22 protein-coding genes are annotated in these 23,632 nt (G+C 70.4%); 6 read left to right on the plus strand and 16 right to left on the minus strand.

Annotation, left to right across the window (positions count from 1 at the left end):
- The first annotated feature begins 32 nt into the window (after positions 1-32).
- Entirely contained in the window at positions 33-761 is a 729-nt protein-coding gene (locus OG580_RS15460; RefSeq protein WP_267044255.1) for a DUF3558 domain-containing protein, read from the plus strand.
- 121 nt (positions 762-882) lie between these two features.
- Positions 883-2,202, plus strand: coding sequence for a DUF2637 domain-containing protein (locus tag OG580_RS15465; protein WP_267044256.1), 1,320 nt, complete (start codon positions 883-885; stop codon positions 2,200-2,202).
- A 75-nt stretch (positions 2,203-2,277) separates the two neighbouring features.
- On the opposite strand, the gene lysS is transcribed toward OG580_RS15465, so the two are convergent.
- Positions 2,278-4,002, minus strand: a complete 1,725-nt coding sequence (gene lysS / locus OG580_RS15470) for a lysine--tRNA ligase (RefSeq protein WP_267044257.1) — start codon at positions 4,000-4,002, stop codon at positions 2,278-2,280.
- A 189-nt stretch (positions 4,003-4,191) separates the two neighbouring features.
- Between lysS and argS the strand changes: the two genes are divergently transcribed.
- Positions 4,192-5,967, plus strand: a complete 1,776-nt coding sequence (argS, locus tag OG580_RS15475; RefSeq protein ID WP_267044258.1) for an arginine--tRNA ligase — start codon at positions 4,192-4,194, stop codon at positions 5,965-5,967.
- Positions 5,968-6,031: 64 nt separating this feature from the next.
- Here the strand turns inward: argS and OG580_RS15480 are convergent, their stop codons facing one another.
- The 7 genes from OG580_RS15480 to OG580_RS15510 form a co-directional block, all read right to left on the minus strand.
- On the minus strand, positions 6,032-6,301 hold the full coding sequence (locus tag OG580_RS15480; protein ID WP_267048020.1) for a DUF1876 domain-containing protein: 270 nt from the start codon (positions 6,299-6,301) through the stop codon (positions 6,032-6,034).
- Between the two features lie 62 nt (positions 6,302-6,363).
- A complete protein-coding gene (gene hemB / locus OG580_RS15485) occupies positions 6,364-7,368 on the minus strand; it encodes a porphobilinogen synthase (RefSeq protein ID WP_267044259.1) in 1,005 nt (334 codons plus the stop codon).
- Positions 7,369-7,496: 128 nt separating this feature from the next.
- Complete coding sequence (locus tag OG580_RS15490) at positions 7,497-9,167, minus strand: uroporphyrinogen-III synthase (RefSeq protein WP_267044260.1); 1,671 nt, start codon at positions 9,165-9,167, stop codon at positions 7,497-7,499.
- Complete coding sequence (gene hemC / locus OG580_RS15495) at positions 9,164-10,150, minus strand: hydroxymethylbilane synthase (RefSeq protein ID WP_267044261.1); 987 nt, start codon at positions 10,148-10,150, stop codon at positions 9,164-9,166. The genes OG580_RS15490 and hemC overlap by 4 nt, the downstream gene beginning before the upstream one ends.
- Positions 10,147-11,538 carry a glutamyl-tRNA reductase gene (locus OG580_RS15500; RefSeq protein WP_267044262.1) on the minus strand — a complete coding sequence of 464 codons (1,392 nt, stop codon included), beginning with the start codon at positions 11,536-11,538 and terminating at the stop codon, positions 10,147-10,149. Before OG580_RS15500 ends, hemC begins: the two co-directional genes overlap by 4 nt.
- Positions 11,535-12,329, minus strand: a complete 795-nt coding sequence (locus tag OG580_RS15505) for a redox-sensing transcriptional repressor Rex (RefSeq protein ID WP_267044263.1) — start codon at positions 12,327-12,329, stop codon at positions 11,535-11,537. Before OG580_RS15505 ends, OG580_RS15500 begins: the two co-directional genes overlap by 4 nt.
- A gap of 272 nt (positions 12,330-12,601) precedes the next feature.
- On the minus strand, positions 12,602-12,880 hold the full coding sequence (locus OG580_RS15510) for a glutaredoxin family protein (protein WP_267044264.1): 279 nt from the start codon (positions 12,878-12,880) through the stop codon (positions 12,602-12,604).
- Positions 12,881-12,971: 91 nt separating this feature from the next.
- Between OG580_RS15510 and OG580_RS15515 the strand changes: the two genes are divergently transcribed.
- The 3 genes from OG580_RS15515 to OG580_RS15525 all read left to right on the plus strand — a co-directional run bounded on the left by OG580_RS15515 (position 12,972) and on the right by OG580_RS15525 (position 16,718).
- Positions 12,972-13,934 (plus strand): HAD family phosphatase, encoded by a 963-nt coding sequence (locus tag OG580_RS15515; protein WP_267044265.1) that lies wholly within the window; start codon positions 12,972-12,974, stop codon positions 13,932-13,934.
- Positions 13,935-14,380: 446 nt separating this feature from the next.
- Positions 14,381-15,172, plus strand: a complete 792-nt coding sequence (locus OG580_RS15520) for an ECF subfamily RNA polymerase sigma factor, BldN family (RefSeq protein WP_267044266.1) — start codon at positions 14,381-14,383, stop codon at positions 15,170-15,172.
- Between the two features lie 298 nt (positions 15,173-15,470).
- A complete protein-coding gene (locus OG580_RS15525; protein ID WP_267044267.1) occupies positions 15,471-16,718 on the plus strand; it encodes a DUF5667 domain-containing protein in 1,248 nt (415 codons plus the stop codon).
- A gap of 64 nt (positions 16,719-16,782) precedes the next feature.
- On the opposite strand, the gene OG580_RS15530 is transcribed toward OG580_RS15525, so the two are convergent.
- From OG580_RS15530 to OG580_RS15565, 8 genes are all read right to left on the minus strand, one after another.
- On the minus strand, positions 16,783-17,850 hold the full coding sequence (locus OG580_RS15530; protein WP_267044268.1) for a lysophospholipid acyltransferase family protein: 1,068 nt from the start codon (positions 17,848-17,850) through the stop codon (positions 16,783-16,785).
- 15 nt (positions 17,851-17,865) lie between these two features.
- Complete coding sequence (locus tag OG580_RS15535) at positions 17,866-18,924, minus strand: NAD-dependent epimerase/dehydratase family protein (protein WP_267044269.1); 1,059 nt, start codon at positions 18,922-18,924, stop codon at positions 17,866-17,868.
- Positions 18,925-19,061: 137 nt separating this feature from the next.
- Positions 19,062-19,160 carry an AURKAIP1/COX24 domain-containing protein gene (locus OG580_RS15540; protein WP_003948845.1) on the minus strand — a complete coding sequence of 33 codons (99 nt, stop codon included), beginning with the start codon at positions 19,158-19,160 and terminating at the stop codon, positions 19,062-19,064.
- 166 nt (positions 19,161-19,326) lie between these two features.
- Positions 19,327-19,536, minus strand: a complete 210-nt coding sequence (locus OG580_RS15545) for a helix-turn-helix domain-containing protein (RefSeq protein ID WP_030223786.1) — start codon at positions 19,534-19,536, stop codon at positions 19,327-19,329.
- Between the two features lie 127 nt (positions 19,537-19,663).
- Positions 19,664-20,479, minus strand: coding sequence for a phosphatase (locus OG580_RS15550; protein WP_267044270.1), 816 nt, complete (start codon positions 20,477-20,479; stop codon positions 19,664-19,666).
- A 94-nt stretch (positions 20,480-20,573) separates the two neighbouring features.
- Entirely contained in the window at positions 20,574-21,749 is a 1,176-nt protein-coding gene (locus OG580_RS15555; RefSeq protein WP_267044271.1) for an acetoin utilization protein AcuC, read from the minus strand.
- A complete protein-coding gene (locus OG580_RS15560; RefSeq protein WP_267044272.1) occupies positions 21,718-22,917 on the minus strand; it encodes an MFS transporter in 1,200 nt (399 codons plus the stop codon). The genes OG580_RS15555 and OG580_RS15560 overlap by 32 nt, the downstream gene beginning before the upstream one ends.
- Before the next feature lie 43 nt (positions 22,918-22,960).
- Positions 22,961-23,608 carry an HAD family phosphatase gene (locus OG580_RS15565; protein ID WP_267044273.1) on the minus strand — a complete coding sequence of 216 codons (648 nt, stop codon included), beginning with the start codon at positions 23,606-23,608 and terminating at the stop codon, positions 22,961-22,963.
- Between the last annotated feature and the right edge of the window lie 24 nt (positions 23,609-23,632).

Here is a 23,632-nt window from a genome sequence, read left to right on the forward strand (position 1 = left end):
GCCTGACCGTACGACAAGCGACTGAAGGAACCATGCAGCGATCAGCCTCGCGACTCCCCCGCATACTCGCCTGCGCAGCCGTCCCGGTGATGCTCGTCGTCGCCGGCTGCTCCTCGGACTCCGGCGACTCCGGCAAGAAGGGGAGCCAGGACAACGCCGCCGCGTCGGCCTCCGCGGCCCCGAAGCCGTCGCCGACGCCGACGGTCGAGCCGGCGAAGTTCACGAAGCTGCCCGAGGCCTGCAAGTCGATCTCCGCCAAGACGTCGGCCTCCCTGGTGCCCAAGGCGAAGAGCAAGAACGGCACGCCGGCGGCCTCCAGCGACCTCGCCAGCCGCGGTGGCTGCTCGTGGAACGGCCTCGTCGACAAGGGCGTGAAGGGCTCGCACTACCGCTGGCTCGACGTCTCCTTCTACCGGTACGAGTCCGACGTGTCGCTCGGCAGCGGCCAGGAGCGCGCGCAGGAGAACCTGACGAAGGAGCTCGCCAAGATCCAGGAGACCCCTGGCGCGAAGAAGCTCCGCACCTCGACGGCCGTGGGCATCGGCGACGAGGCGAAGGCCGTCGCGTACGACCTGCGCAAGACGGACGAGGACTTCAGGTACGCCTCCGTCGTCGCGCGCACGGGCAACGTGCTGGTCCTGCTCTCGTACAACGGAGCCGGTTACGCGGGCGCCGCCGCCCCGTCGGAGAAGACCGTCATGGACGGCGCGGTGAAGGCGGCCAAGGAGGCCGTGGCCGCCGTCGCGGCAGCCAACAAGTAGTCACAAACCAGCACGGACCGGTACTCCGGTACGGAGCCCGTCCCTCCCCCGAGGGCCGGGCTCCGCACGCATGTGCCACTCTGTGCGCGCGAGATGTCGTTTGACGGGGAGGGGATCGCGGGTGGCCGCGATGCAGCTGACACGCACACACCGGATACTCATCGGCCTCGTCATCGCCGGTGCGCTGATCATCGCGGGCATCGGTTTCGCGGGTTCGTACGCCGCCGTCCGCGAGCTCGCCGTGGACAAGGGCTTCGGCACCTTCTCGTACTTCTTCCCGATCGGCATCGACGCCGGCATCTGCGTCCTGCTCGCGCTCGACCTGCTGCTGACCTGGCTCCGGATCCCGTTCCCTCTGCTGCGTCAGACCGCCTGGGTCCTGACGGCGGCGACCATCGCCTTCAACGGCGCGGCGGCCTGGCCGGACCCGCTGGGCGTCGGCATGCACGCCGTGATCCCGATCCTGTTCGTCGTGTCCGTGGAAGCCGCCCGCCACGCGGTGGGCCGGATCGCGGACATCACGGCCGACAAGCACATGGAGGGCGTGCGGCTCACCCGCTGGCTGCTCTCCCCGGTGCCGACGTTCCGGCTGTGGCGCCGGATGAAGCTCTGGGAGCTCCGCTCGTACGAGCAGGTCATCAAGCTGGAGCAGGAGCGGCTGATCTACCAGGCCCGGCTGCAGGCCCGTTACGGCCGAAACTGGCGCCGCAAGGCACCGGTGGAGGCGCTGATGCCGCTGCGTCTCGCCCGCTACGGCGTGCCGCTGGCGGAGACCGCGGCGGCGGGCCTGGCGGCGGCCGGCATCGAGCCGGCCCTCCTCCCGCCCCAGCCGCAGCCGGTCCACACGGTGCACCCGGTCCAGCCCCAGCAGCTGCCGCACGCGCCCCAGCAGCCCCAGCAGCCCCAGCAGCCCCAGCTCCCCCATCAGCCGCAGCAGCCCCTGCAGCAGCCCCAAGGACAGCCGGTCGCGCAGGGCCACCCCGACGCGCGGAACGGTCTGCCCGACGAGGCGGAGGCCCCGAACCACGACAGCCCGTGGTTCCAGTCGCCGCAGCTCCCGTCCGAGGCGATCGAGACGGCGTACGACCCGCAGTACGTCGACGGTCTGGCCCCCACTCCGGTCGCCGTGCCGCTCGGCCCGGAGGACGTCCCCGGCCCGCGCCACGAGCAGGGCCCCGAGGCGTTCGAGCCGTACCCGGAGTACGTGGAGGAGCCGGAGCAGCCCGAGCTCCCGGTCGACAACTTCGAGGAGACCGTCTACAAGATCACGTGGTCGTACGTCCACGAGCACAAGCAGTTCCCCGGCAAGGGTGAGCTGCAGCAGCTGGTGGCCGGTCACTACGGCGTCACGGACTTCCCCGACACCGACCTGCTGCACCAGCTGACCCCGGTGATCCAGCACCGCATCCAGCAGGAGATGGCCGACTTCGACACGGCCTGACAGACCTGGGACCACGGGAAAGGGCCGCCACCCGGCATCCGGGTGGCGGCCCTTTCACGACCTCACGTCACACGCTCACGCGCCGAGCAGCTTCCGCACCCGGTCCGCGCCCACGGCGAGAAGCAGCGTGGGCAGTCGCGGCCCGGTCTCCCGGCTCACGAGGAGCTTGTAGAGCAGGGCGAAGAAGGCGCGCTGGGCGAGCTTCAGCTCGGGCGTCGGCTTGGCCTCGGCGTCGAGACCGGCCATGACCTTCGGGACGCCGTAGACGAGCGTGGTGAGCCCGTCGAGCGACCAGTGGCTGTCCAGGCCCTCCAGGAGCAGGCGCAGCGACTCGCGGCCCTCGTCGTCCAGGGAGCCGAGGAGCTCGGTGTCGGGCTCGTCGCGGACGATGGTGCGCTGGTCGGCCGGGACCTGGTTGGTGATCCAGTTCTCGGCGCGGTCGAGTCGCGGCCGGACCTCGTCGAGCGAGGTGACCGGGTTCTCCGGATCGAGCTCGGTCAGGATCCGCAGGGTCTGCTCGTCGTGACCGGCCGTGATGTCCATGACCGAGGCGAGCGTCCGGTACGGCAGCGGGCGCGGCGTCCGGGGCAGCTCACCGGCGGCCGTACGGGCAGCGCGGGCGTGGGCGGCGGCGTCGGCGGGCAGCACGGAGCCGTCGGCGACCTTGGCCTCCAGCTTGTCCCACTCGTCGTAGAGCCGCTGGATCTCCTGGTCGAAGGCGATCTTGAAGGACTGGTTCGGCTTGCGGCGCGCGTACAGCCAGCGCAGCAGCGGAGCTTCCATGATCTTCAGCGCGTCGGCCGCGGTCGGGACGCCACCGCGCGAGGACGACATCTTGGCCATGCCGCTGATGCCGACGAAGGCGTACATGGGCCCGATGGGCTGCACGCCGTCGAAGATCTCGCGGACGATCTGGCCGCCGACGACGAAGGACGAGCCGGGCGAGGAGTGGTCGACGCCGGAGGGCTCGAAGATGACGCCCTCGAAGGCCCAGCGCATCGGCCAGTCGACCTTCCACACCAGCTTGCCGCGGTTGAACTCGCTGAGCTTCACGGTCTCGGCGAAGCCGCAGTTCGTGCAGGTGTAGGCCAGCTCGGTCGTCTCGTCGTCGTACGACGTGACGGTCGTGAGGTCCTTCTCGCACTGCCCGCAGTAGGGCTTGTACGGGAAGTAGCCCGACGCGCCGCCGGAGCCGTCGTCCTCGGCCGCCGCGCCGGAGCCCTCCTCGGCCTCCAGCTCGGCCTCGTCGAGGGGCTTCTGCGACTGCTTCTTCGGGGCCTTCTTCGTCCGGTACTGGTCGAGGATGGCGTCGATGTCGCCACGGTGCCTCATGGCGTGCAGGATCTGCTCGCGGTAGGTACCGGCCGTGTACTGCTCGGTCTGGCTGATCGGGTCGTACTCGACGCCCAGCTCGGCCAGCGACTCGATCATGGCGGCCTTGAAGTGCTCGGCCCAGTTCGGGTGGGGCGAGCCGGCGGGGGCCGGGACGGACGTCAGCGGCTTGCCGATGTGCTCGGCCCAGGACGCGTCGATGCCCTCGATGCCGTTCGGCACCTTGCGGTAGCGGTCGTAGTCGTCCCAGGAGATGAGGTGCCTGACCTCGTACCCGCGACGGCGGATCTCGTCGGCGACCAGGTGCGGGGTCATGACCTCGCGGAGGTTGCCCAGGTGGATCGGGCCGGACGGGGAGAGGCCGGAGGCGACGACGACCGGTTTGCCAGGCGCACGTCGCTCCGACTCGGCGATGACCTCGTCCGCGAAACGGGAGACCCAGTCGGTCTCGGTGCTGCTCTGAGCCACGGTCGGTACGTCCTTCTTCCTGAGGGGGTCTGCTGGCTGGCCTCGCTGCGGTACAGCCCTACGTGAGCCATTCTCCCAGACGTGAGCACGGACTCCGGGGTTGTCCACAGGCGGAGAAAACACGTTGCTCTCCCATGGGACACTTGACAAGCGAAATAGACCTGACGAACTCAACAGGAACGGAAGCTCATGGCCTCGGTCCCTTCCCTCGCTTCGACCGTGCAGCAGCGCCTCGCGGACGGACTCTCGGCAGCCCTGCCGGAGGCCGCGTCCGCCGACCCGCTGCTCCGACGAAGCGACCGGGCCGACTTCCAGGCCAACGGCATCCTGGCGCTGGCCAAGCAGCTCAAGGGCAACCCGCGTGAGCTGGCGACGAAGGTCGTCGACGCGATCCCGGCGAACGACGTCCTGAAGGAGATCGAGGTCTCGGGCCCCGGCTTCCTGAACATCACGGTGACCGACGCGGCGATCGTGCGGACCCTCGCGGCCCGCGCCGCCGACGCCCGGCTCGGCGTGCCGTTCAACGAGTCGGCCGGCACGACGGTCATCGACTACGCCCAGCCGAACGTGGCGAAGGAGATGCACGTCGGTCACCTCCGCTCCGCCGTGATCGGCGCGGCGATGGTCGAGATCCTGGAGTTCACCGGCGAGACGGTGGTCCGTCGCCACCACATCGGCGACTGGGGCACCCAGTTCGGCATGCTCATCCAGTTCCTCATCGAGCACCCGCACGAGCTCGACCACAAGGCCGAGGACGGTGGCGAGGTCTCCGGTGAGGAGGCCATGTCGAACCTGAACCGGCTGTACAAGGCGTCGCGTGCCCTCTTCGACTCCGACGAGGAGTTCAAGACGCGGGCCCGTGCGCGTGTCGTGGACCTCCAGGCAGGCGACGAGGAGACGCTCGCGCTGTGGCAGCGGTTCGTCGACGAGTCGAAGATCTACTTCTACTCGGTCTTCGACAAGCTCGACATGGACATCCGCGACGGCGATGTCGTCGGCGAGTCCGGCTACAACGACATGCTGGTGGAGACCTGCCGCATCCTCGAGGAGTCGGGCGTCGCGGTCCGCTCCGAGGGTGCGCTGTGCGTCTTCTTCGACGACGTGAAGGGTCCGGACGGCAACCCGACCCCGCTGATCGTCCAGAAGTCCGACGGCGGCTTCGGCTACGCGGCGACGGACCTGTCCGCGATCCGCGACCGGGTGCAGAACCTCAAGGCGACGTCCCTGCTGTACGTGGTGGACGCCCGCCAGTCGCTGCACTTCAAGATGGTCTTCGAGACGGCCCGCCGGGCCGGCTGGCTGAACGACGAGGTCAAGGCCGTCCAGCTGGCCTTCGGCACGGTCCTCGGCAGGGACGGCAAGCCGTTCAAGACCCGTGAGGGCGAGACGGTCCGGCTGGTCGACCTGCTCGACGAAGCCGTCGACCGGGCGACGGCGGTCGTCCGCGAGAAGGCCGAGAAGGTGGGCCTGACCGAGACGGAGATCGTCGAGAACGGCCTGCACGTCGGCATCGGCGCCGTGAAGTACGCCGACCTGTCCACGTCCGCGGCGCGGGACTACAAGTTCGACCTGGACCAGATGGTGTCGCTGAACGGCGACACGTCGGTGTACCTCCAGTACGCGTACGCGCGTATCAAGTCGATCTTCGGCAAGGCGGGCGACCGCACCCCGGCCGCCCACCCCGAGCTGGAGCTGGCTCCGGCGGAGCGTGCGCTCGGCCTCCACCTGGACCGGTTCGCCGAGACGGTGGCCGAGGCGGCGACCGAGTACGCCCCGCACAAGCTCACCGCGTACCTGTACCAGCTCGCCTCGCTGTACACGACGTTCTACGACCAGTGCCCGGTCATCAAGCCGGAGCCGCCGAAGGAGATCGCGGAGAACCGCCTCTTCCTCTGCGACCTGACCGCCCGCACCCTCCACCAGGGCATGGCGCTGCTGGGCATCCGGACGCCCGAGCGCCTCTGACGGCTCGGGACGGTAGCGAAGCGAAGCCCCCGGCACGGGAAACACCGTGCCGGGGGCTTCGTCGTCAACGAATCGTGTGCGAGGTCCTGCCCGAGACCTCGTCGATCTCCGTGTGAGCCTTCTGGAGCAGCTGTGAGGCGAGGTCCATGAGCGCGCGGGCGCCCGCGATCTCCTCGCCGACCCGCAGCTGATCAGGATCGGAGGGGTGCCGATTGGCCGTGCCGTGGGCCCGGAACTCGGTGCCGTCGGAGAGCCGGACCATGGCCGCCGCCCGCGTCCGGTCACCCTCCTCCTGGAACTCCATCTCCACATGCCATCCGACAAGCGTGTGCATCATGAGGACCACCTCCAGCGAGGTACCTGTCGGGTACCTCTCCAGAGTGCGCCGCCCGGCCTTCAGAGTCGAGCCGACCCCAGCTTCTGCGCGACCTCGGTCGCCCAGTAGGTCAGGATCATCCGCGCCCCGGCCCGCCGGATGCCGGTCAGGGTCTCGAAGATCGCCCGGTCCCGGTCGATCCAGCCCTTCTCGGCGGCCGCCTCGACCATCGCGAACTCACCACTGATCTGGTACGCGGCGACGGGGACGTCCACCGACTCGGCGACCTTGGCGAGCACGTCCAGGTACGGCCCGGCGGGCTTCACCATCACCATGTCCGCACCCTCCTCCAGGTCGAGGGCGAGCTCCCGCAGCGACTCCCGCAGGTTCGCCGGATCCTGCTGGTAGGTCTTGCGGTCGCCCTGGAGGGAGGAGCCGACGGCCTCACGGAAGGGGCCGTAGAAGGCGGAGGAGTACTTCGCGGTGTACGCGAGGATCGACACGTCCTCCTTGCCGATGGTGTCGAGGGCGTCCCTGACCACCCCGACCTGCCCGTCCATCATCCCGGAGGGCCCCACGACGTGGACGCCGGCGTCGGCCTGGACCTGCGCCATCTCGGCGTAACGTTCCAGCGTGGCGTCGTTGTCGACGCGGCCGTCGGCGTCGAGGACACCGCAGTGCCCGTGGTCGGTGTACTCGTCGAGGCACAGGTCCGACATGATGACGAGCTCGTCGCCGACCTCGGCCTTCACGTCACGGATGGCGACCTGGAGGATTCCGTCGGGGTCGGTCCCGGCCGTACCGGCGTTGTCCTTCTTGGCGTCCTCGGGCACACCGAACAGCATGATCCCGGAGACCCCGGCCTCCAGCGCCTCCACCGCGGCCTTCCGCAGCGTGTCCCGCGTGTGCTGCACGACTCCGGGCATGGTCCCGATCGGCACGGGCTCGGCGATGCCCTCCCGCACGAACGCGGGAAGGATCAGATCGGCCGGCCGCAGCCGCGTCTCGGCAACCATGCGCCGCATGGCGGGCGTCGTCCGCAGCCGCCTCGGCCGCGCCCCGGGAAAGGATCCGTACGAGTTCATCCTCCGAGGCTACGCCCGCGGAAACGATGCACTTACCGACCGCTTGTGGGCATACACAAGGGGTGCGGGCCCCCGAAGGGACCCGCACCCCAAGAAACCCGACGACGACGTCGGAAAGGAGAACCCGACTACGTCGTACGACGCCGCCGCGCACCCGGCCGGCGCTCACTGGGCCGCGTCACCGGATCCCCCGCCTCCAGCGCCGCCTCCCGGCGCCGCAAGCCGAAGTCCGCCAGCGCCTCCGCGAGCTTGTGCACGGAAGGCTCGGGCGACAGCACGTCCACCCGCAGCCCGTGCTCCTCGGCCGTCTTGGCCGTGGCGGGCCCGATACAGGCGATCACGGTCACGTTGTGCGGCTTGCCCGCGATCCCCACGAGATTCCGCACGGTCGACGACGACGTGAACAGCACGGCGTCGAAGCCACCGCCCTTGATCGCCTCCCGCGTGTCCGCCGGCGGCGGCGACGCCCGGACGGTCCGGTAGGCGGTCACGTCGTCGACCTCCCACCCGAGCTCGATGAGCCCGGCGACGAGCGTCTCCGTCGCGATGTCGGCCCGCGGCAGGAAGACGCGGTCGATCGGGTCGAAGACCGGGTCGTACGGCGGCCAGTCCTCAAGGAGACCGGCGGCCGACTGCTCACCGCTCGGCACCAGATCGGGCTTCACACCGAAGTCGACGAGCGCCGCGGCAGTCTGCTCGCCCACCGCCGCGACCTTGATCCCGGCGAAGGCGCGCGCGTCGAGCCCGTACTCCTCGAACTTCTCCCGCACCGCCTTCACCGCGTTGACGGACGTGAAGGCGATCCACTCGTACCGCCCGGTCACCAGGCCCTTGACCGCACGCTCCATCTGCTGCGGCGTCCGCGGCGGCTCGACGGCAATCGTCGGCACCTCGTGCGGCACGGCCCCGTAGCTGCGCAGCTGGTCGGAGAGCGAGGCGGCCTGCTCCTTGGTACGCGGCACGAGCACCCGCCACCCGAAGAGCGGCTTCGACTCGAACCACGACAGCTGGTCCCGCTGCGCCGGAGCGCTGCGCTCGCCGACCACGGCTATGACCGGCCGGTGGCCCTCGGGCGAGGGGAGGATCTTGCCCTGCTTGAAGACCTGGGCGATGGTGCCGAGCGTCGCGTTCCAGGTCCGCTGCCGGGTGGTCGTACCGGCGATCGTCACGGTGAGCGGGGTGTCCGGCTTACGGCCTGCCGCCACCAGTTCACCGGCGGCCGCCGCCACCGAGTCGAGCGAGGTGGACACGACGACGGTGCCGTCGGAGGCACCGACCTCTGCCCAGCACCGCTCGTCGGCGGTCCTGGCGTCCACGAACCGCACGTCCGTGCCCTGCGCGTCGCGCAGCGGGACACCGGCGTACGCGGGCACGCCGACGGCGGTCGCGACACCGGGAACGACCTCGAAGGGGATGCCCTCGGCGGCGCAGGCGAGCATCTCGGCGCCCGCGTTCCCGTCGAGACCGGGGTCGCCGGTCACCGCACGGACGACCCGCCTGCCGCCCCTCGCGGCCTCCATGACAAGATTGGCGGCATCCCTCAACACGGGGACTCCGGCGGCTGTTGACGCCTCGTCAACAACCGTCAGCTCAGGCGTGCTCACCCCCGCGCGCGCATGGTCGCGAACGACCTCGAGCACCTCCGGCTCGGCGATCAGGACGTCCGCGCCCGCGAGGGCCTCGACGGCCCTGAGGGTCAGCAGTCCGGGATCTCCCGGTCCTGCGCCGAGGAACGTGACGTGCCCGTGGCCGTTGAAGGCCGAGGACACTGGGCTGGTGGTCGGGCGGGTGGGGTTCAAAGTGCTCGCTCCCCCATAAGACCAGCCGCACCCTTGGCGAGCATCTCGTCCGCGAGTTCGCGTCCGAGCGCCATCGCCTCGTCGTGCGAGGTGGGTACGGGACCGGTGGTGGACAGCTGCACCAGCGTCGAGCCGTCGGTGGTGCCGACGACGCCGCGCAGGCGCATTTCGGTGACAACCTGCCCGTGACCGGGGTCGTCGGCCAGCAGGTCGGCCAACGCACCCACAGGTGCGGAGCAGCCGGCCTCCAGGGCGGCGAGCAGGGATCGCTCGGCGGTCACGGCGGCCCGCGTGAACGGGTCGTCGAGAGCGGCGAGCGTGGCGACGAGCTCGGCGTCGGACGCCGGGCACTCGATCGCCAGGGCCCCCTGGCCGGGGGCGGGCAGGACGGAGTCGACCGACAGGTGGTCGAGCGACAGGGAGCCGATCAGCTCCGCGGTCCCGCCGATGCGGTTGAGACCGGCCGCGGCGAGAACCACCGCGTCCAGCTCACCGCTGTGCACGTAGCCGACCCGGGTGTCGACGTTCCCCCGGATCGGGACACAGGTGATCTCCAGACCGTGGCTGCGCGCGTACGCGTGGAGCTGGGCCATGCGTCGCGGCGAGCCGGTGCCGACCCGGGCGCCCTTCGGCAGCCGGTCGAGCGTGACGCCCTCGGGCGCGATCAGCACGTCGCGAGGGTCCTCGCGCTTCGGGATCGCGGCCAGCACCAGTTCGGGGTGCTGGGTCGTCGGCAGGTCCTTCAGGGAGTGGACGGCGAAGTCCACCTCACCGGCGAGCAGCGCGTCGCGCAGGGCGGCGACGAAGACGCCGGTGCCGCCGATCTGCGCGAGGTGCTCCCGGGAGGTGTCCCCGTACGTCGTGATCTCCACGAGCTCGACGGGCCGGCCGGTCAGCTGCCGGACGGCATCGGCCACGTGCCCGGACTGGGCCATGGCGAGCTTGCTGCGCCTGGTCCCGAGCCTCAGTGCCCTCTCGGTCATACTCGCCCTCGGTTCTTGACGTCGGCGTCATTCAGGTCGGCCCGGCTGACGGATGCCACCGTCTCCGGGTCGAGGTCGAAGAGTGTCCGCAGCGCGTCCGCGTACCCGGCGCCGCCGGGCTCGCTGGCCAGCTGCTTGACCCGCACGGTCGGCGCGTGCAGGAGCTTGTCGACCACGCGTCGCACGGTCTGGGTGATCTCGGCGCGCTGCTTGTCGTCGAGGTCGGGCAGCCGGCCCTCCAGCCGGGCGACCTCGCTGGCCACGACATCGGCGGCCATCGTGCGCAGGGCGACGACGGTCGGGGTGATCTGCGCGGCGCGCTGGGCGGCGCCGAAGGCGGCCACCTCGTCGGAGACGATGCCCCGGACCTTGTCGACGTCGGCCGCCATGGGCGCGTCGGCGGAGGCCTCGGCGAGCGACTCGATGTCGACGAGCCGGACCCCGGGGATCCGGTGCGCGGCGGCGTCGATGTCGCGGGGCATGGCGAGGTCGAGCAGGGCGAGCGGGGTACGGCGGCCCTGGACGGCGTCCTCGACGGCCTCGCCGGTGAGGACGAGCCCGGTGGCGCCGGTGCAGGAGACGACGACGTCGGCACGTGTCAGTTCGTCGCCGACGGCAACCATGTCGACCGCGCGCGCGGTCACCCCCGTGCCGCCGGGCTCGCTCAGGATCTGCGCGAGCCGCTCGGCGCGGGCGAGGGTGCGGTTGGCGATGACGATCTCGGAGACGCCGGAGCGCGCGAGCGTGGCCGCGGCCAGCGAGGACATCGATCCGGCCCCGATGACGAGGGCGCGCTTGCCCTTGGCCCAGGTCTCGACATCCGTACCGAACGTACCGAACGCACCGTCCGAGCCGTCCGTGCCGTCGGCGAGCTGCTCCAGACCGAACGTGACGAGCGACTGCCCGGCCCGGTCGATCCCGGTCTCGCTGTGGGCACGCTTGCCGACCCTCAGGGCCTGCTGGAACAGGTCGTTGAGAAGGCGTCCCGCGGTGTGCAGCTCCTGGCCCAGCGCGAGGGTGTCCTTGATCTGGCCGAGGATCTGACCCTCGCCGACGACCATGGAGTCGAGCCCGCACGCCACCGAGAAGAGGTGGTGGACGGCCCGGTCCTCGTAGTGCACGTAGAGATAAGGAGTGAGCTCCTCCAGGCCGACGCCGCTGTGCTGCGCGAGCAGCGTGGACAGCTCGGCGACACCGGCGTGGAACTTGTCCACGTCGGCGTAGAGCTCGATGCGGTTACAGGTGGCCAGGACGGTGGCCTCGGCCGCCGGCTCGGCGGCGAGGGTGTCCTGCAGCAGCTTGGCCTGGGTGTCCGCCGACAGCGAGGCCCGCTCCAGGATGGAGACCGGGGCGCTGCGGTGGCTCAGCCCGACGACGAGAAGACTCATGCCGGCATCACGGCGGGGACGTCCCCGTCGGGTCCCTTGCGGCTGCTGCCCGCGGCACGGGTGGCGGGCGGCGCGGCCGGCGCATCGGTCGCCGCGCCCGTCTCCGGGCCCTCTTCGGCGCCCGCCTCCTCGCCGGCCTTCCGCTGCTCGTGGAAGGCGAGGATCTGGAGCTCGATGGAGAGGTCGACCTTGCGCACGTCCACGCCGTCGGGCACGGAGAGCACGGTCGGGGCGAAGTTCAGGATGGAGGTGACTCCGGCGGCCACGAGCCGGTCGCAGACCTGCTGGGCGACGCCGGCCGGGGTCGCGATGACGCCGATGGAGACGCCGTCCTCGTTGATGATCTTCTCGAGCTCGTCGCTGTGCTGGACGGGGATCCCCGCGACCGGCTTGCCGGTCATCGCGGGGTCGGCGTCGATCAGCGCGGCGACCCGGAAGCCACGGGAGGCGAAGCCGCCGTAGCCGGCGAGCGCGGCACCGAGGTTACCGATGCCGACGATGACGACCGGCCAGTCCTGGGTCAGTCCCAGCTCGCGGGAGATCTGGTAGACGAGGTACTCGACGTCGTAACCGACACCACGGGTGCCGTACGAGCCGAGGTAGCTGAAGTCCTTGCGCAGCTTCGCGGAGTTGACGCCCGCGGCGGCCGCGAGCTCCTCGGAGGAGACCGTGGGTACGGAGCGCTCCGACAGCGCGGTGAGTGCGCGCAGATACAGCGGAAGCCGGGCGACGGTGGCCTCGGGAATTCCTCGGCTACGGGTCGCCGGTCGGTGAGTTCGGCCAGTTGCCACGGTGCTCCTGCGGGATGAGCGGGGCTGCAGGCGGCCGTATGTCCCAAGACCGCCCCGTCGAATGCAGGCTATGTCTTTGTGAACGCGTGCACAAAGATGGTGTCCGTTTTGTCCGGCCAAAGTGACCGGGGTCACGCGGCTGGTTCCCATCCTCACGGAACCGCGGAGTGCCGCAGAGCGTTGAGATCCCGAAGGGGGCAAAACCGCACACACTCCTCACGATGCCGCCCCCGAAAGCCTACAAAACGTCCACGATGGTAACCGCCTTTCGGTCACGCACCCAGTTCGCGCCGGAGACGCTCGGCGTCCACGCGCCAGAAGGTGTGCTGCTCACCGTCGATCAGGACGACCGGGATCTGCTCCCAGTACGCCCGGTGGAGCTCCTCGTCGCGAGTGATGTCCTTCTCCTCCCAGAGTGCGCCTGTTTCGGCGCACACGGACTCGATCACCACCCGGGCGTCGTCACAGAGATGGCATCCCGGCTTGCCGATCAGCGTCACGGTGCGCGATCCGGCGTCGTTCTTCTTCTTCCGTCCGAACATGACGTCCATTCTGTCCAATTAACAGGGGAGCCCCGCAGTGTTCACGCCCCGGCATCGTCACAAGTCGGGAAGTACCGAACAGACTGGCTATGCTCACGACATGGCCGCTCTGGGATGGCTCACCCCCCGTAGGCGCTCCGCCACCGCGCGCAGCGTCCTCGCAGGCGAGGCCGCTGCCGAGGCAGCACGGAAGTCCTCACTCCAGCTGGAACAGGAGCGGGAGGCGGCCGCCGAGGCCGAGGCCCCGGAGACCGCCGCACCACCGGCCGAGCCCGAGTTCCCGGTCGTCGGCGACGTCCAGGCCGCGGCCTTCTTCGACCTCGACAACACCGTGATGCAGGGCGCCGCGATCTTCCACTTCGGCCGCGGCCTCTACAAGAGGAAGTTCTTCCAGCGCCGCGAACTCGCCCGCTTCGCCTGGCAGCAGGCATGGTTCCGGCTCGCCGGCGTCGAGGACCCCGAGCACATGCAGGACGCCCGCGACAGCGCCCTGTCCATCGTCAAGGGCCACCGCGTCTCCGAACTGATGTCGATCGGCGAGGAGATCTACGACGAGTACATGGCCGACCGCATCTGGCCCGGCACCCGCGGTCTCGCCCAGGCCCACCTGGACGCGGGCCAGAAGGTCTGGCTCGTCACGGCCGCCCCGGTCGAGACGGCCACGATCATCGCCCGGCGGCTCGGCCTGACCGGCGCGCTCGGCACCGTCGCCGAGTCCGTCGACGGCGTCTACACCGGCAAGTTGGTCGGCGAGCCCCTGCACGGACCGGCCAAGGCCGAGGCGGTACGGGCTCTCGCCGCCGCCGAGGGCCTCGACCTGAACCGCTGCGCCGCGTACAGCGACTCGCACAACGACATCCCGATGCTCTCGCTCGTCGGGCACCCCTACGCGATCAACCCGGACACCAAGCTCCGCAAGTACGCGAAGGCCCGGGAGTGGCGACTGCGCGACTACCGGACCGGCCGCAAGGCCGCCAAGGTCGGCATCCCCGCCGCCGCGGGCCTGGGCGCACTGGCCGGCGGCACCGCCGCCGCGGTCGCCCTGCACCGCCGCCGCCACTGACGCGACCGGGACACCCGCGAGACCGTCGCACCTCGGCGCGCCGCCGCCCTGCCGATACGTTTCGGCTGCGATCATCTGCGACAACCCCGGACCAAGCGCCCTCACCCGTCCGTGGTCGAACACCACCGCACAGGTCGACTCCCAGGCATTCCGGGCTCCCTACCCAGCAGCGGCCTCGATCACTCCACCGTTCTGCACTTGAGCACAACGCAACGCTCGTGCAGTCACACTCGTAAGCGATCCGATCAACAATCGGTCACGAACAGGGACTTGTTCCGACTGCAAGCAGTAACGAAAACGACGTAATCGGTGATTTGGGCAACTGGGTGTAGCGCTGCCTGTACGAAGCGTTATTCTCCTCAGACGCACAAAGGACCCCTCCCGTCGCCACGACGAGTGAACGGTCCCGTACTGCACGTGATGGAAGCTCTGCCTCTGGGAGTCCCGTGTACCCACACGTCGGGGTTGACACCTCGGGCCTGGCTACGCTGCGCGCAACGGTCCTCGACCACTTGCGCGGCTTCGTCCCCACCGCGTACGCCGGCCCTGTCCCCGCCTTCGCCTTCGCCTCACCGGCACCCGCCGGCCCTTGCTATGCCCTGGCCGACGGCAGCGCCGCCGTGGGCAGACGGGGAACCCGCGGCGGCGCCGGAACCTCGACACCCGCCCGCCGCCCCACCGCCGACAGCGACAGCGCTCGCATGATGGACCTGGTCGAGCGCGCCCAGGCCGGCGAAGCCGAGGCCTTCGGCCGCCTGTACGACCAGTACAGCGACACCGTCTACCGCTACATCTACTACCGCGTCGGCGGAAAGGCGACGGCGGAGGACCTCACCAGCGAGACCTTCCTGCGCGCCCTGCGCCGGATCTCCACCTTCACCTGGCAGGGCCGCGACTTCGGCGCCTGGCTCGTCACCATCGCCCGCAACCTGGTCGCCGACCACTTCAAGTCCAGCCGCTTCCGCCTCGAGGTCACCACCGGCGAGATGCTCGACGCCAACGAGGTCGAGCGCAGCCCCGAGGACTCCGTCCTGGAGTCCCTCTCCAACGCGGCCCTTCTCGACGCCGTCCGCCGCCTCAACCCCCAGCAGCAGGAGTGCGTGACCCTGCGCTTCCTCCAGGGCCTCTCGGTCGCCGAGACCGCCCGCGTCATGGGGAAGAACGAGGGCGCCATCAAGACCCTCCAGTACCGGGCCGTCCGCACCCTGGCCCGCCTTCTCCCGGACGACGCACGCTGACCGGTTCGCGCCCCCCACACGCGACCCCATCCACCGGTCCACGCCCCACCCCCCACACCACCCCCTACATCCCCACGACCCCCGTACTACTCACAGTCGGTGACCTCTCGGTGACGCACTGGTCCGATCATCTTTCGCGCGTAACCCAAGTGCCGCGCCGCTCGTTGTGCGGAATGCAGGCTCCCTGTGGTCACGCCATGCCCGCAGCCACTCACTCTTTCGTGTGGATGCGTTCAAGGCGTGCAACCTTCCGGACACCCCGGGGAGTCGACCGTCATGACGAGAGGAGGTGCCGCCAGTGATCGCGAACGTATCGGCGCACCGGCGGGCGAACGCCTTCGCCCAGGCCCTGGAGGACCGGGCGGCCGAGGGCGCGGCAGCCGAACAGCCCGAAGCTCCGCCCGAACCGGCGGAGCAGGGGCGGCTGTTGGCCTTGGCGAACGGTCTCGGCGAACTGCCGAAGCCGCAGCTGGACCCCGAGGTCAAGGTGGTGCAGCGAGCGCAGCTCGTCGCCGCCATGGAAGCGATGCTCATGGAGGGGAGCGCGGCCGCGGGCCCTTCGGTACCGGAACAACGGACACCGAGCGGCCGGGGAGCCCACCGGGCATCCCCGCTCCGCAAGCTCCGGCCCCGCTCCCGCTGGACCAAGGGCCTCGCCGCCGGCGGCCTCACGGTCGGTGTGGCCGCGGGAGCCTTCGGCGGAGTGGCCGCTGCCAGCTCCGACGCGCTGCCCGGTGACTCGCTCTACGGGCTCAAGCGGGGCATGGAGGACATCAAGCTCGGGATGGCGGACGACGACGCGGATCGCGGCGGCATCTACCTCGACCAGGCGTCCACCCGGCTCAGCGAGGCCCGCAGACTCATGGAACGCGGCCGCTCCGGCGACCTCGACCACGAGTCCCTCACCGAGATCCGTCGCGTCCTGGGCGGAATGAAGCACGACGCCGTCGAAGGCCACCGCCTGCTCCGCCAGGCGTACGAACGGGACGGCGAGATCGGCCCGATGGCCCGGCTCAACTCCTTCGCCCATGCCCACCGGGACACCTGGAACGGCATCCGCGACCGGCTCCCCGTCCAACTGGCGGACGTCGGCAGCGAGGTGACCGGGGTCTTCGAGGCCATGGACGAAGAGGTCGAGCCCCTCCAGTCGGTGCTTCCCCGCACCGTGGAGAAGGGCGCGGTCGGCACCCAGAGCCCGACCGGCGGGACCAGCACCCCGCCGAGCAACCAGGACCCGGACACCCAACATCCGCCGTCCGCCCAGGAGTCGTCCCCCACGGACAGCCACTCCGCGCCGCCCCGCCCGTCCGGTCCTCCCCCGAGCACCGGTACGAGCACCGAAAGCGGCAGCACCACATCACCGGAGGACGACGGTCTCCTCGGCGACAGCACCGGTGGGCTGCTCCAGCCGCCCTCCCCGACCGGCCCGCCGACGGCACCCTCGGACACGACCGCGACACCCTCCGAGGTGCCGGACGTGACCCTTCCGCCACTCCTGCCGGGCCTGCTACCAGGCCTCGGCATCGACAGCGAGGACGCTCGCTAGCAAGAGTGGAGGGCGCCCCACGGACGGGGGCGCCCTCCACTCTTTTCCCTGCCGCTCTCGTGACTCAGAAGAACACCGACCGCCGCTGCACCAGCAGCTTGTACAGCGTGTGCTGTATCTGCTCCCGGACCTGATCCGTCAGGTTGAACATCAGCATCGGATCCTCCGCCGCCTCCGGCGCGTACCCGTCCGTCGGGATCGGCTCCCCGAACTGGATGGTCCACTTCGTCGGCAGCGGCAGCGCCCCGAGCGGCCCCAGCCACGGGAAGGTCGGAGTGATCGGGACGTACGGGACGCCGAGCACCCTCGCCAGCGTCCGGGCGTTCCCGATCATCGGGTAGATCTCCTCCGCCCCCACGATCGAGCAGGGCACGATCGGCACCCCGGCCCGCAGCGCCGTCGAGACGAAACCGCCCCGTCCGAACCGCTGCAGCTTGTACCGCTCCGAGAACGGCTTCCCGATGCCCTTGAAGCCCTCCGGCATCACGCCGACGATCTCCCCGGCCCGCAGCAGCCGCTCCGCGTCCTCCGCACAGGCCAGGGTGTGCCCCGCCTTCCGCGCCAGCTCGTTGACGACCGGCAGCATGAAGACCAGGTCGGCCGCGAGCAGCCGCAGGTGCCGCCCCGCCGGGTGCCGGTCGTGCACGGCGACCTGCATCATCAGCCCGTCCAGCGGCAGGGTCCCCGAATGGTTGGCGACGATCAGGGCCCCGCCCTTGTCGGGGATGTTCTCGATGCCCTTCACCTCGACCCGGAAGTACTTCTCGTACAGCGGGCGCAGCAGCGACATCAGGACCTGGTCGGTGAGCTCCTCGTCGTAGCCGAACTCGTCGACCTCGTACTCACCGGTGATCCGACGCCGCAGGAACGCGAGCCCGCCCGCGAGCCGCCGCTCCCAGCCCCCGCTCCCGGCCACGACCCCGTCCGCTCCCCCGGGTCCGCTCCCCGTCCCGGCCGTGACCTCCGGCCCGGCCCCGGGCGGCACCTCTCCCCCGGCCCCCTCCGCGCCCTGAGAGCCCTGCTGCGCCCCCGGCAGGGCCCGTACGGCCGCCGCCTCCCCGTCGGCCCGGCTGGGCCGACGACGGGCCCGCGAGCGGTCGTCGTCGAACGGAATGACCTTGGCGTCCGCCATCGCTGTCCGGTCTCCTCAGGCGCCGTGGTGATGTGAGTGAACGGTGGTCGGGGCGAGGCGGCCGGCCACCCGGTCCACCGCCCCGGCGAGCATCTCGGGCGGCAACAGCCCCGGCCCCCGACTGCCCGCGAAGTCGGCGAAGGCCTCCGCCGTCGTATGGCGCGGCGAGAAACCGAGGACCTCGCGCATCTGCACCGTCGAGACGACCCGGCCATGGGTGAGCAACCGGATCTGCTCGGGCGCGAAGTCGGTGATCCCGACCGTACGCAGCGCCGTTCCCACCCAGGTGACCGCGGGCAGCAGCACCGGGACGGTCGGCCGCCCGAGCCGCCGCGCGCACTGGGAGAGCAGCAGCACCCCGTCCCCGGCCACGTTGAAGGTGCCGCTGTTCATGGTCGCCCTGCGGGGCTCGTGCGCCGCCAGGCGCAGGACGTCGATCACGTCGTCCTCGTGGACGAACTGGAGCCTCGGGTCGTAACCGAGCACGGTCGGCATGACCGGCAGCGACAGGTACTCGGCCAGCGGCGAGTCGACCCGCGGCCCGAGGATGTTCGCGAACCGCAGCACGCACACGGCCACGTCGGGACGGCGCCGGGCGAAGCCCCTTACGTACCCCTCGACCTCGACGGCGTCCTTGGCGAAACCCCCGCTCGGCAGCGACTTCGCCGGCGTGGTCTCGGTGAAGACGGCCGGGTCGCGCGGCGCGGAGCCGTAGACGCTCGTACTCGACTTGATCACGAGCCGCTTGATCCGCGGCGACTTCTGGCAGGCCCCGAGCAGCTGCATGGTGCCGATGACGTTGGTCTCCTTGACCGACGTACGGCCGCCGGCGCCGAGCGCCGTCCCGGTCACGTCCATATGGACGACCGTGTCGACCTCGTACTCGGCGAGGACCTTCGCGATGGCCGGCCGGCGGATGTCCGCCCGTACGAACTCGGCGGCGCCGAGCTGGTGCGCCGGGTCGACCGCGTCCACCGCGATCACCCGCTCCACTTCCGGATCCCGCTGGATACGCCGTACGAAACGGCCCCCGAGATGCCGGGCGGCACCGGTGACGAGCACGACCCTGCCCAAGATCAGCGCCTTCCGTCCGTCTTCCGTTGGTCGCCACCGTAGCGCCTTCGGATTTCGGCGGGATAAAAGCGTGGCCCTCCACCGCGAACGGTGAAGGGCCACGCCTGGTGCACGAAACGCTGCGATGCAGCGGTCGCTTACTTCTTGTTGCGACGCTGAACGCGCGTGCGCTTAAGCAGCTTGCGGTGCTTCTTCTTCGCCATCCGCTTGCGCCGCTTCTTGATAACAGAGCCCACGACTACCCTCGCTCACTTCTCGGAACATCCCCGCCTCCCGGCGGGAATCGGTGCGGGGCGTCTGGGCCCACACGACCTACGTCGGCCTAGCCTACCGCCCCGAGCACCGCGCTTGTAATCCGAGGGCCGTACGCGACTTTCCCGACCTTTTGCGGCAGCGCGCTCGCTACGCGGTCCCCACCCCCACGAAGGACTCCCTCAGGTACTCGTGAACCGCCTGTTCCGGCACCCGGAAGGACCTGCCCACCCGGATCGCCGGCAGATGACCGCTGTGCACCAAGCGGTACACGGTCATCTTCGACACGCGCATCACCGAGGCGACTTCCGCCACGGTCAGAAACTTGACCTCGTTGAGAGGTCGATCGCCAGCAGCCATGACCCACCTGTACCTTCCGCCGCGACGCACACCGGCTTCCCCTCCGGTGACTCTTCGTCGCCAAGCGCTCACTCGCCAGACTAGGGGCGGGTGGTACGAGTGGGGAAGAGGTGCTGCCATCGGCCGTTTACCGTGACAGAAACGCTCGATTGAGTACATAGCGCGTGAGCGGCCGGTAGTAGTCGGAGCGCACGCCGTCATCAAGCGGAACGACCACCGACACCTGCCCCTCCGCCTCACCCACGAACAGCGCCGGATCATCCGTATCGGCAAGACCGATGGCCTCGATACCCAGCTGACCTGCACCGCAGACCCATCCGTGATCCCCGACCACGAGCTCCGGCAGCGGCCCTCCGCACTCGGCCGCGCTGTCGAGCGCGGCCCTAACCGGCAGCGCGGAATGCGAGTGCGCCCCCGGCTCGCGTCCACCCCCCGGCAGCCCGGGCTCACGCACCAACGCGACCCCCCGTACGTAGTCGAGCAGGTACGTACGTACGCCGAACCGGGTCGTTATGTCGACACATCGCCCCTGCGCCGGGGTGAGAACAAGACATCCCGCCGCCGACAAAGCGTCTGCAAGCGCGACGTAGAAACCGAGCAGACGGTGCGGATGCCCCGTCCCGAACAGCACGGGAACCCGTCGCGCCGCCGCCGACCCCAACCGCGCGGCGAAGGCGTCGAGCCCCCTCAACGTACGCTCCGGATCGATGACGTCAGGCCCCGACCGGTGCGCCGGATCCCCCGACACCCCGCACTTGTCCGCCATCAACCTCAGCAGATCGGCCTCGCCCCACCCCCAGGCGGGATCGAGCCCCAGCAACACCCGCGGATCACGCGCGGCGAAGAGCCGATAACTCCGCAGGCTCTCCTCCCGCGACGTCGCCACCGTCCCCGCCAACCCCGCCGCCAACAGATGCGCCCGCAGCGCCCCGGTACTCAACACCCTCCCGATGCTGCCGGAACACCCCGCCGCCCGAGCCCAAACCCCTCGGACACCGCACGGTCGGCGTAACCACGGGAAGAACGGCCCACGGCGTCTACGGCAGCAGCCCCCGCAACGGGAAGGCCGCCTTACGCGTCGCGAGCACCGCCTGGTCCAACCGGTCCGCCGGGTCGTACCCCTCGGCCCAGTCCCGGAAGCCCACCGGCCACCGCCCGTCGGTCATCCGCGCCGGCCCGTGCTGCCGGGTACGCGCGTACGCCTCGTCCCGCCAGGACGAGGGGATCACCGACTCCGGATCCACCGGCTCATGCGCCGCGATCCCCACCAGATGCGTCCACGACCGCGGTACGACGTCCACCACCGCGTACCCACCACCACCCAGGGCCACCCAACGCCCCTCGGCATACGCGTGCGCCAGCTCGTGACAGGCCGACTGCACCGCCCGCTGCGCGTCCAGCGACACCGCCAGATGCGCGAGCGGGTCCTCGAAGTGGGTGTCCGCCCCGTGCTGCGTCACGAGCACCTGCGGCCTGAAGTCCGCGATCAGCTCCGGCACCACCGCGTGGAACGCCCGCAGCCACCCCGCGTCCCCCGTCCCGGCCGGCAGCGCCACGTTCACCGCCCCGCCCTCACCCGCCCCAGGCGCACCCGTCTCCTCCGGCCACCCGGTCTGCGGGAACAGCGTCCGCGGATGCTCGTGCAGTGAGATGGTCAGAACCCGCGGGTCCTCCCAGAACGCCGCCTGCACCCCGTCCCCGTGGTGCACGTCCACGTCCACGTACGCGACCCGCTCCGCCCCCAGCTCCAACAGCCGGGCGATGGCCAGCGACGCGTCGTTGTAGATACAGAACCCGGACGCGCTCCCCGGCATCGCGTGATGCAGCCCGCCCGCGAAGTTCACCGCGTGCGGGGCCTCCCCGCGCCACACCGCCTCCGCCGCCGCGACCGACTGCCCGGCGATCAGCGCCGACACCTCGTGCATCCCGGCGAACGCCGGGTCGTCGACCGTCCCGATCCCGTAGGCCTGGTCGGCATGGCGGGGGTCCGCAGAGGCCGCCCGCACCGCCGCCACATAGTCCTCACGGTGCACGAGCCGCAGCGTCGAATCCCCGGCCGGCGGCGCCGCGACCACATCCACGGCCCGGTCGAGCCCGTACGCCCGCACCAGCCCCATGGTCAGCGCGAGCCGTACCGGATCCATCGGATGCTCGGACCCGAAGTCGTACTGCGTGACAGCTTCATCCCACATCAACAGTGCGCGGCCGCTCATGACCGCCACCGTATCGGGCCTCCCGCGAACCGAACGACGTGGCGTACACCACCGTCACCAGGACCAGCACCATCGGCACCAGCATCGCCCCCCGATAGCTCCACGCGTCCCCCAACGCCCCCACCAGCGGGGCCCCGATCAGGAACCCGACGTAGTTGAAGACATTGAGCCGAGCGACCGCCGCGTCACTCGCCCCGGGGAACAGCTTTCCCGCCGCGGCGAAGGTCTGCGGCACGATCACGCTCAGCCCGAGCCCCAGCACCGTGAACCCGACGATCCCCACCCACGCCCCCGGCGCCACCGCCACCACCGCGAATCCCAGAGCCGCGAGCACCGCCCCGCCCCGGACGACCGTCGCCGCCCCGAGCCTCCGCACCCCGAGATCCCCCACGGCCCGCCCCAGAAGCGTCGTCACCATGTACGCGTTGTACGGCACCGTCGCCAGCTCCTCCGAACTGCCGAGCACGTCCTGGAGGTACTTGGCACTCCAGTTGGACACGGTGGAGTCACCTATATAGGCGAAGGACATCACGAGACAGAGCGGCAGCAGCAGCGCGAAGGCCACCCGGCCCCCCTCGCCCGTACGCACTCCGCCTCCCCCACCGACCTCGCCGACCACGTACCACCGGCTGCCCACGAGCGCGACGGGCAGCAGGATCGCCACGACCGGCAGGTACGACACGAAGAGCGACAGATGCCAGTGCGCCCCCACCCAGGCCAGCGAGGCACCCACGATCCCACCGAGGCTGTACGAGGCGTGGAAGCCGAGCATGATGCTCCGCCCGTACGCCCGCTGGAGGCTCACCCCCAGCATGTTCATGGAGGCGTCCAACGCCCCCACCGCGAACCCGAAGAGCCCGAGGGCGACCGCCACCTCCCACAGCTCCGTACCGGCCCCCACCCCCAGCAGGGCCAGCAGGACGACGGGCTGAGCCCACCGCAGCACCACCGCCGGCCCCACCAGGGCGACGATCTTCTCCGTCGCCACGCTCGAGACCCCGGCCAGGATCGGCACCGCGGCGAGAAAGACGGGCAGCAGGGCGTCGGAGATCCCGTACCGATCCTGGATCCCCGGTATTCGGGTCACGAGCAAGGCGAAGGTGACCCCCTGCACGAAGAAACTGACCGCCAGGGATCCCCGCCCACGCCGCAACCGCGCATCCGTCATGGCGGCTCAGCGTAGGGCCGGAACCTACCGAGGGGTAGATGGATCACAGTCCCAATGTCGCCGGGAGCTCGTCCATCCTGCCGAAGAACCCGGTGGCCCCCGCGAGCTTCGCCTCCGGAGTCATCGCCGTGAACCCGTAGACGTCCATCCCGGCCGCCACGGCAGCCTGAACCCCGAGCCGGCTGTCCTCGACCACCACACACCGCTCCGGCACCACCCCCATCCGCGAGGCCGCGTACAGGAACAGGTCCGGCTCCGGCTTGCCCCGGCCCACGTCCTCGGCGCTGAAGACGATCTCGTCCCGGAACCACGCGTCGAGCCCCGTCTTCCGATGCCCCACCCGAATCCGCTCATGACTCCCGGACGAGGCCACACAGTACGGAACCCCGGCCTCGGCCAGCCCCTTGAGCACCTCCGCAGCCCCCGCCACGGCCTCCAACTCCCGCTGGAAGGCCGCGAAGACCCGCGCGTGGAACGTCTCGTCGAAATCCACGGGCAGCCGCTTCCCCGTCCGCTCCTCGACCAGCTCGTGAATACGATGCATGGCCGACCCCATGTAGTCGCGCACCGATTCCTCGTACGAGGTGGGATGCCCGAGTTCCGTGAGATAACCGGCGAGGAGCGTATTGGAAAGAGGCTCACTGTCCACGAGCACACCGTCGTTGTCGAAGATGACCAAGTCGTATCGCATGGACCAAGCCTAGAACGCAAAAAT

This window comes from Streptomyces sp. NBC_00094 (assembly GCF_026343125.1).
Taxonomy (GTDB): Bacteria; Actinomycetota; Actinomycetes; order Streptomycetales; family Streptomycetaceae; genus Streptomyces.

Coding starts and splice junctions, on each gene's coding strand:
- OG580_RS15545 (WP_030223786.1), bottom strand. CDS start 19,536: ATGGCTGCTGGCGATCGACCTCTCAACGAGGTCAAGTTTCTGACCGTG.
- OG580_RS15510 (WP_267044264.1), bottom strand. CDS start 12,880: ATGGACGTCATGTTCGGACGGAAGAAGAAGAACGACGCCGGATCGCGC.
- hemC (WP_267044261.1), bottom strand. CDS start 10,150: ATGACCGAGAGGGCACTGAGGCTCGGGACCAGGCGCAGCAAGCTCGCC.
- hemB (WP_267044259.1), bottom strand. CDS start 7,368: ATGAACTCGTACGGATCCTTTCCCGGGGCGCGGCCGAGGCGGCTGCGG.
- argS (WP_267044258.1), top strand. CDS start 4,192: ATGGCCTCGGTCCCTTCCCTCGCTTCGACCGTGCAGCAGCGCCTCGCG.
- OG580_RS15565 (WP_267044273.1), bottom strand. CDS start 23,608: ATGCGATACGACTTGGTCATCTTCGACAACGACGGTGTGCTCGTGGAC.
- OG580_RS15460 (WP_267044255.1), top strand. CDS start 33: ATGCAGCGATCAGCCTCGCGACTCCCCCGCATACTCGCCTGCGCAGCC.
- OG580_RS15560 (WP_267044272.1), bottom strand. CDS start 22,917: ATGACGGATGCGCGGTTGCGGCGTGGGCGGGGATCCCTGGCGGTCAGT.
- OG580_RS15555 (WP_267044271.1), bottom strand. CDS start 21,749: ATGAGCGGCCGCGCACTGTTGATGTGGGATGAAGCTGTCACGCAGTAC.
- OG580_RS15480 (WP_267048020.1), bottom strand. CDS start 6,301: ATGCACACGCTTGTCGGATGGCATGTGGAGATGGAGTTCCAGGAGGAG.
- OG580_RS15500 (WP_267044262.1), bottom strand. CDS start 11,538: ATGAGTCTTCTCGTCGTCGGGCTGAGCCACCGCAGCGCCCCGGTCTCC.
- OG580_RS15530 (WP_267044268.1), bottom strand. CDS start 17,850: ATGGCGGACGCCAAGGTCATTCCGTTCGACGACGACCGCTCGCGGGCC.
- OG580_RS15515 (WP_267044265.1), top strand. CDS start 12,972: ATGGCCGCTCTGGGATGGCTCACCCCCCGTAGGCGCTCCGCCACCGCG.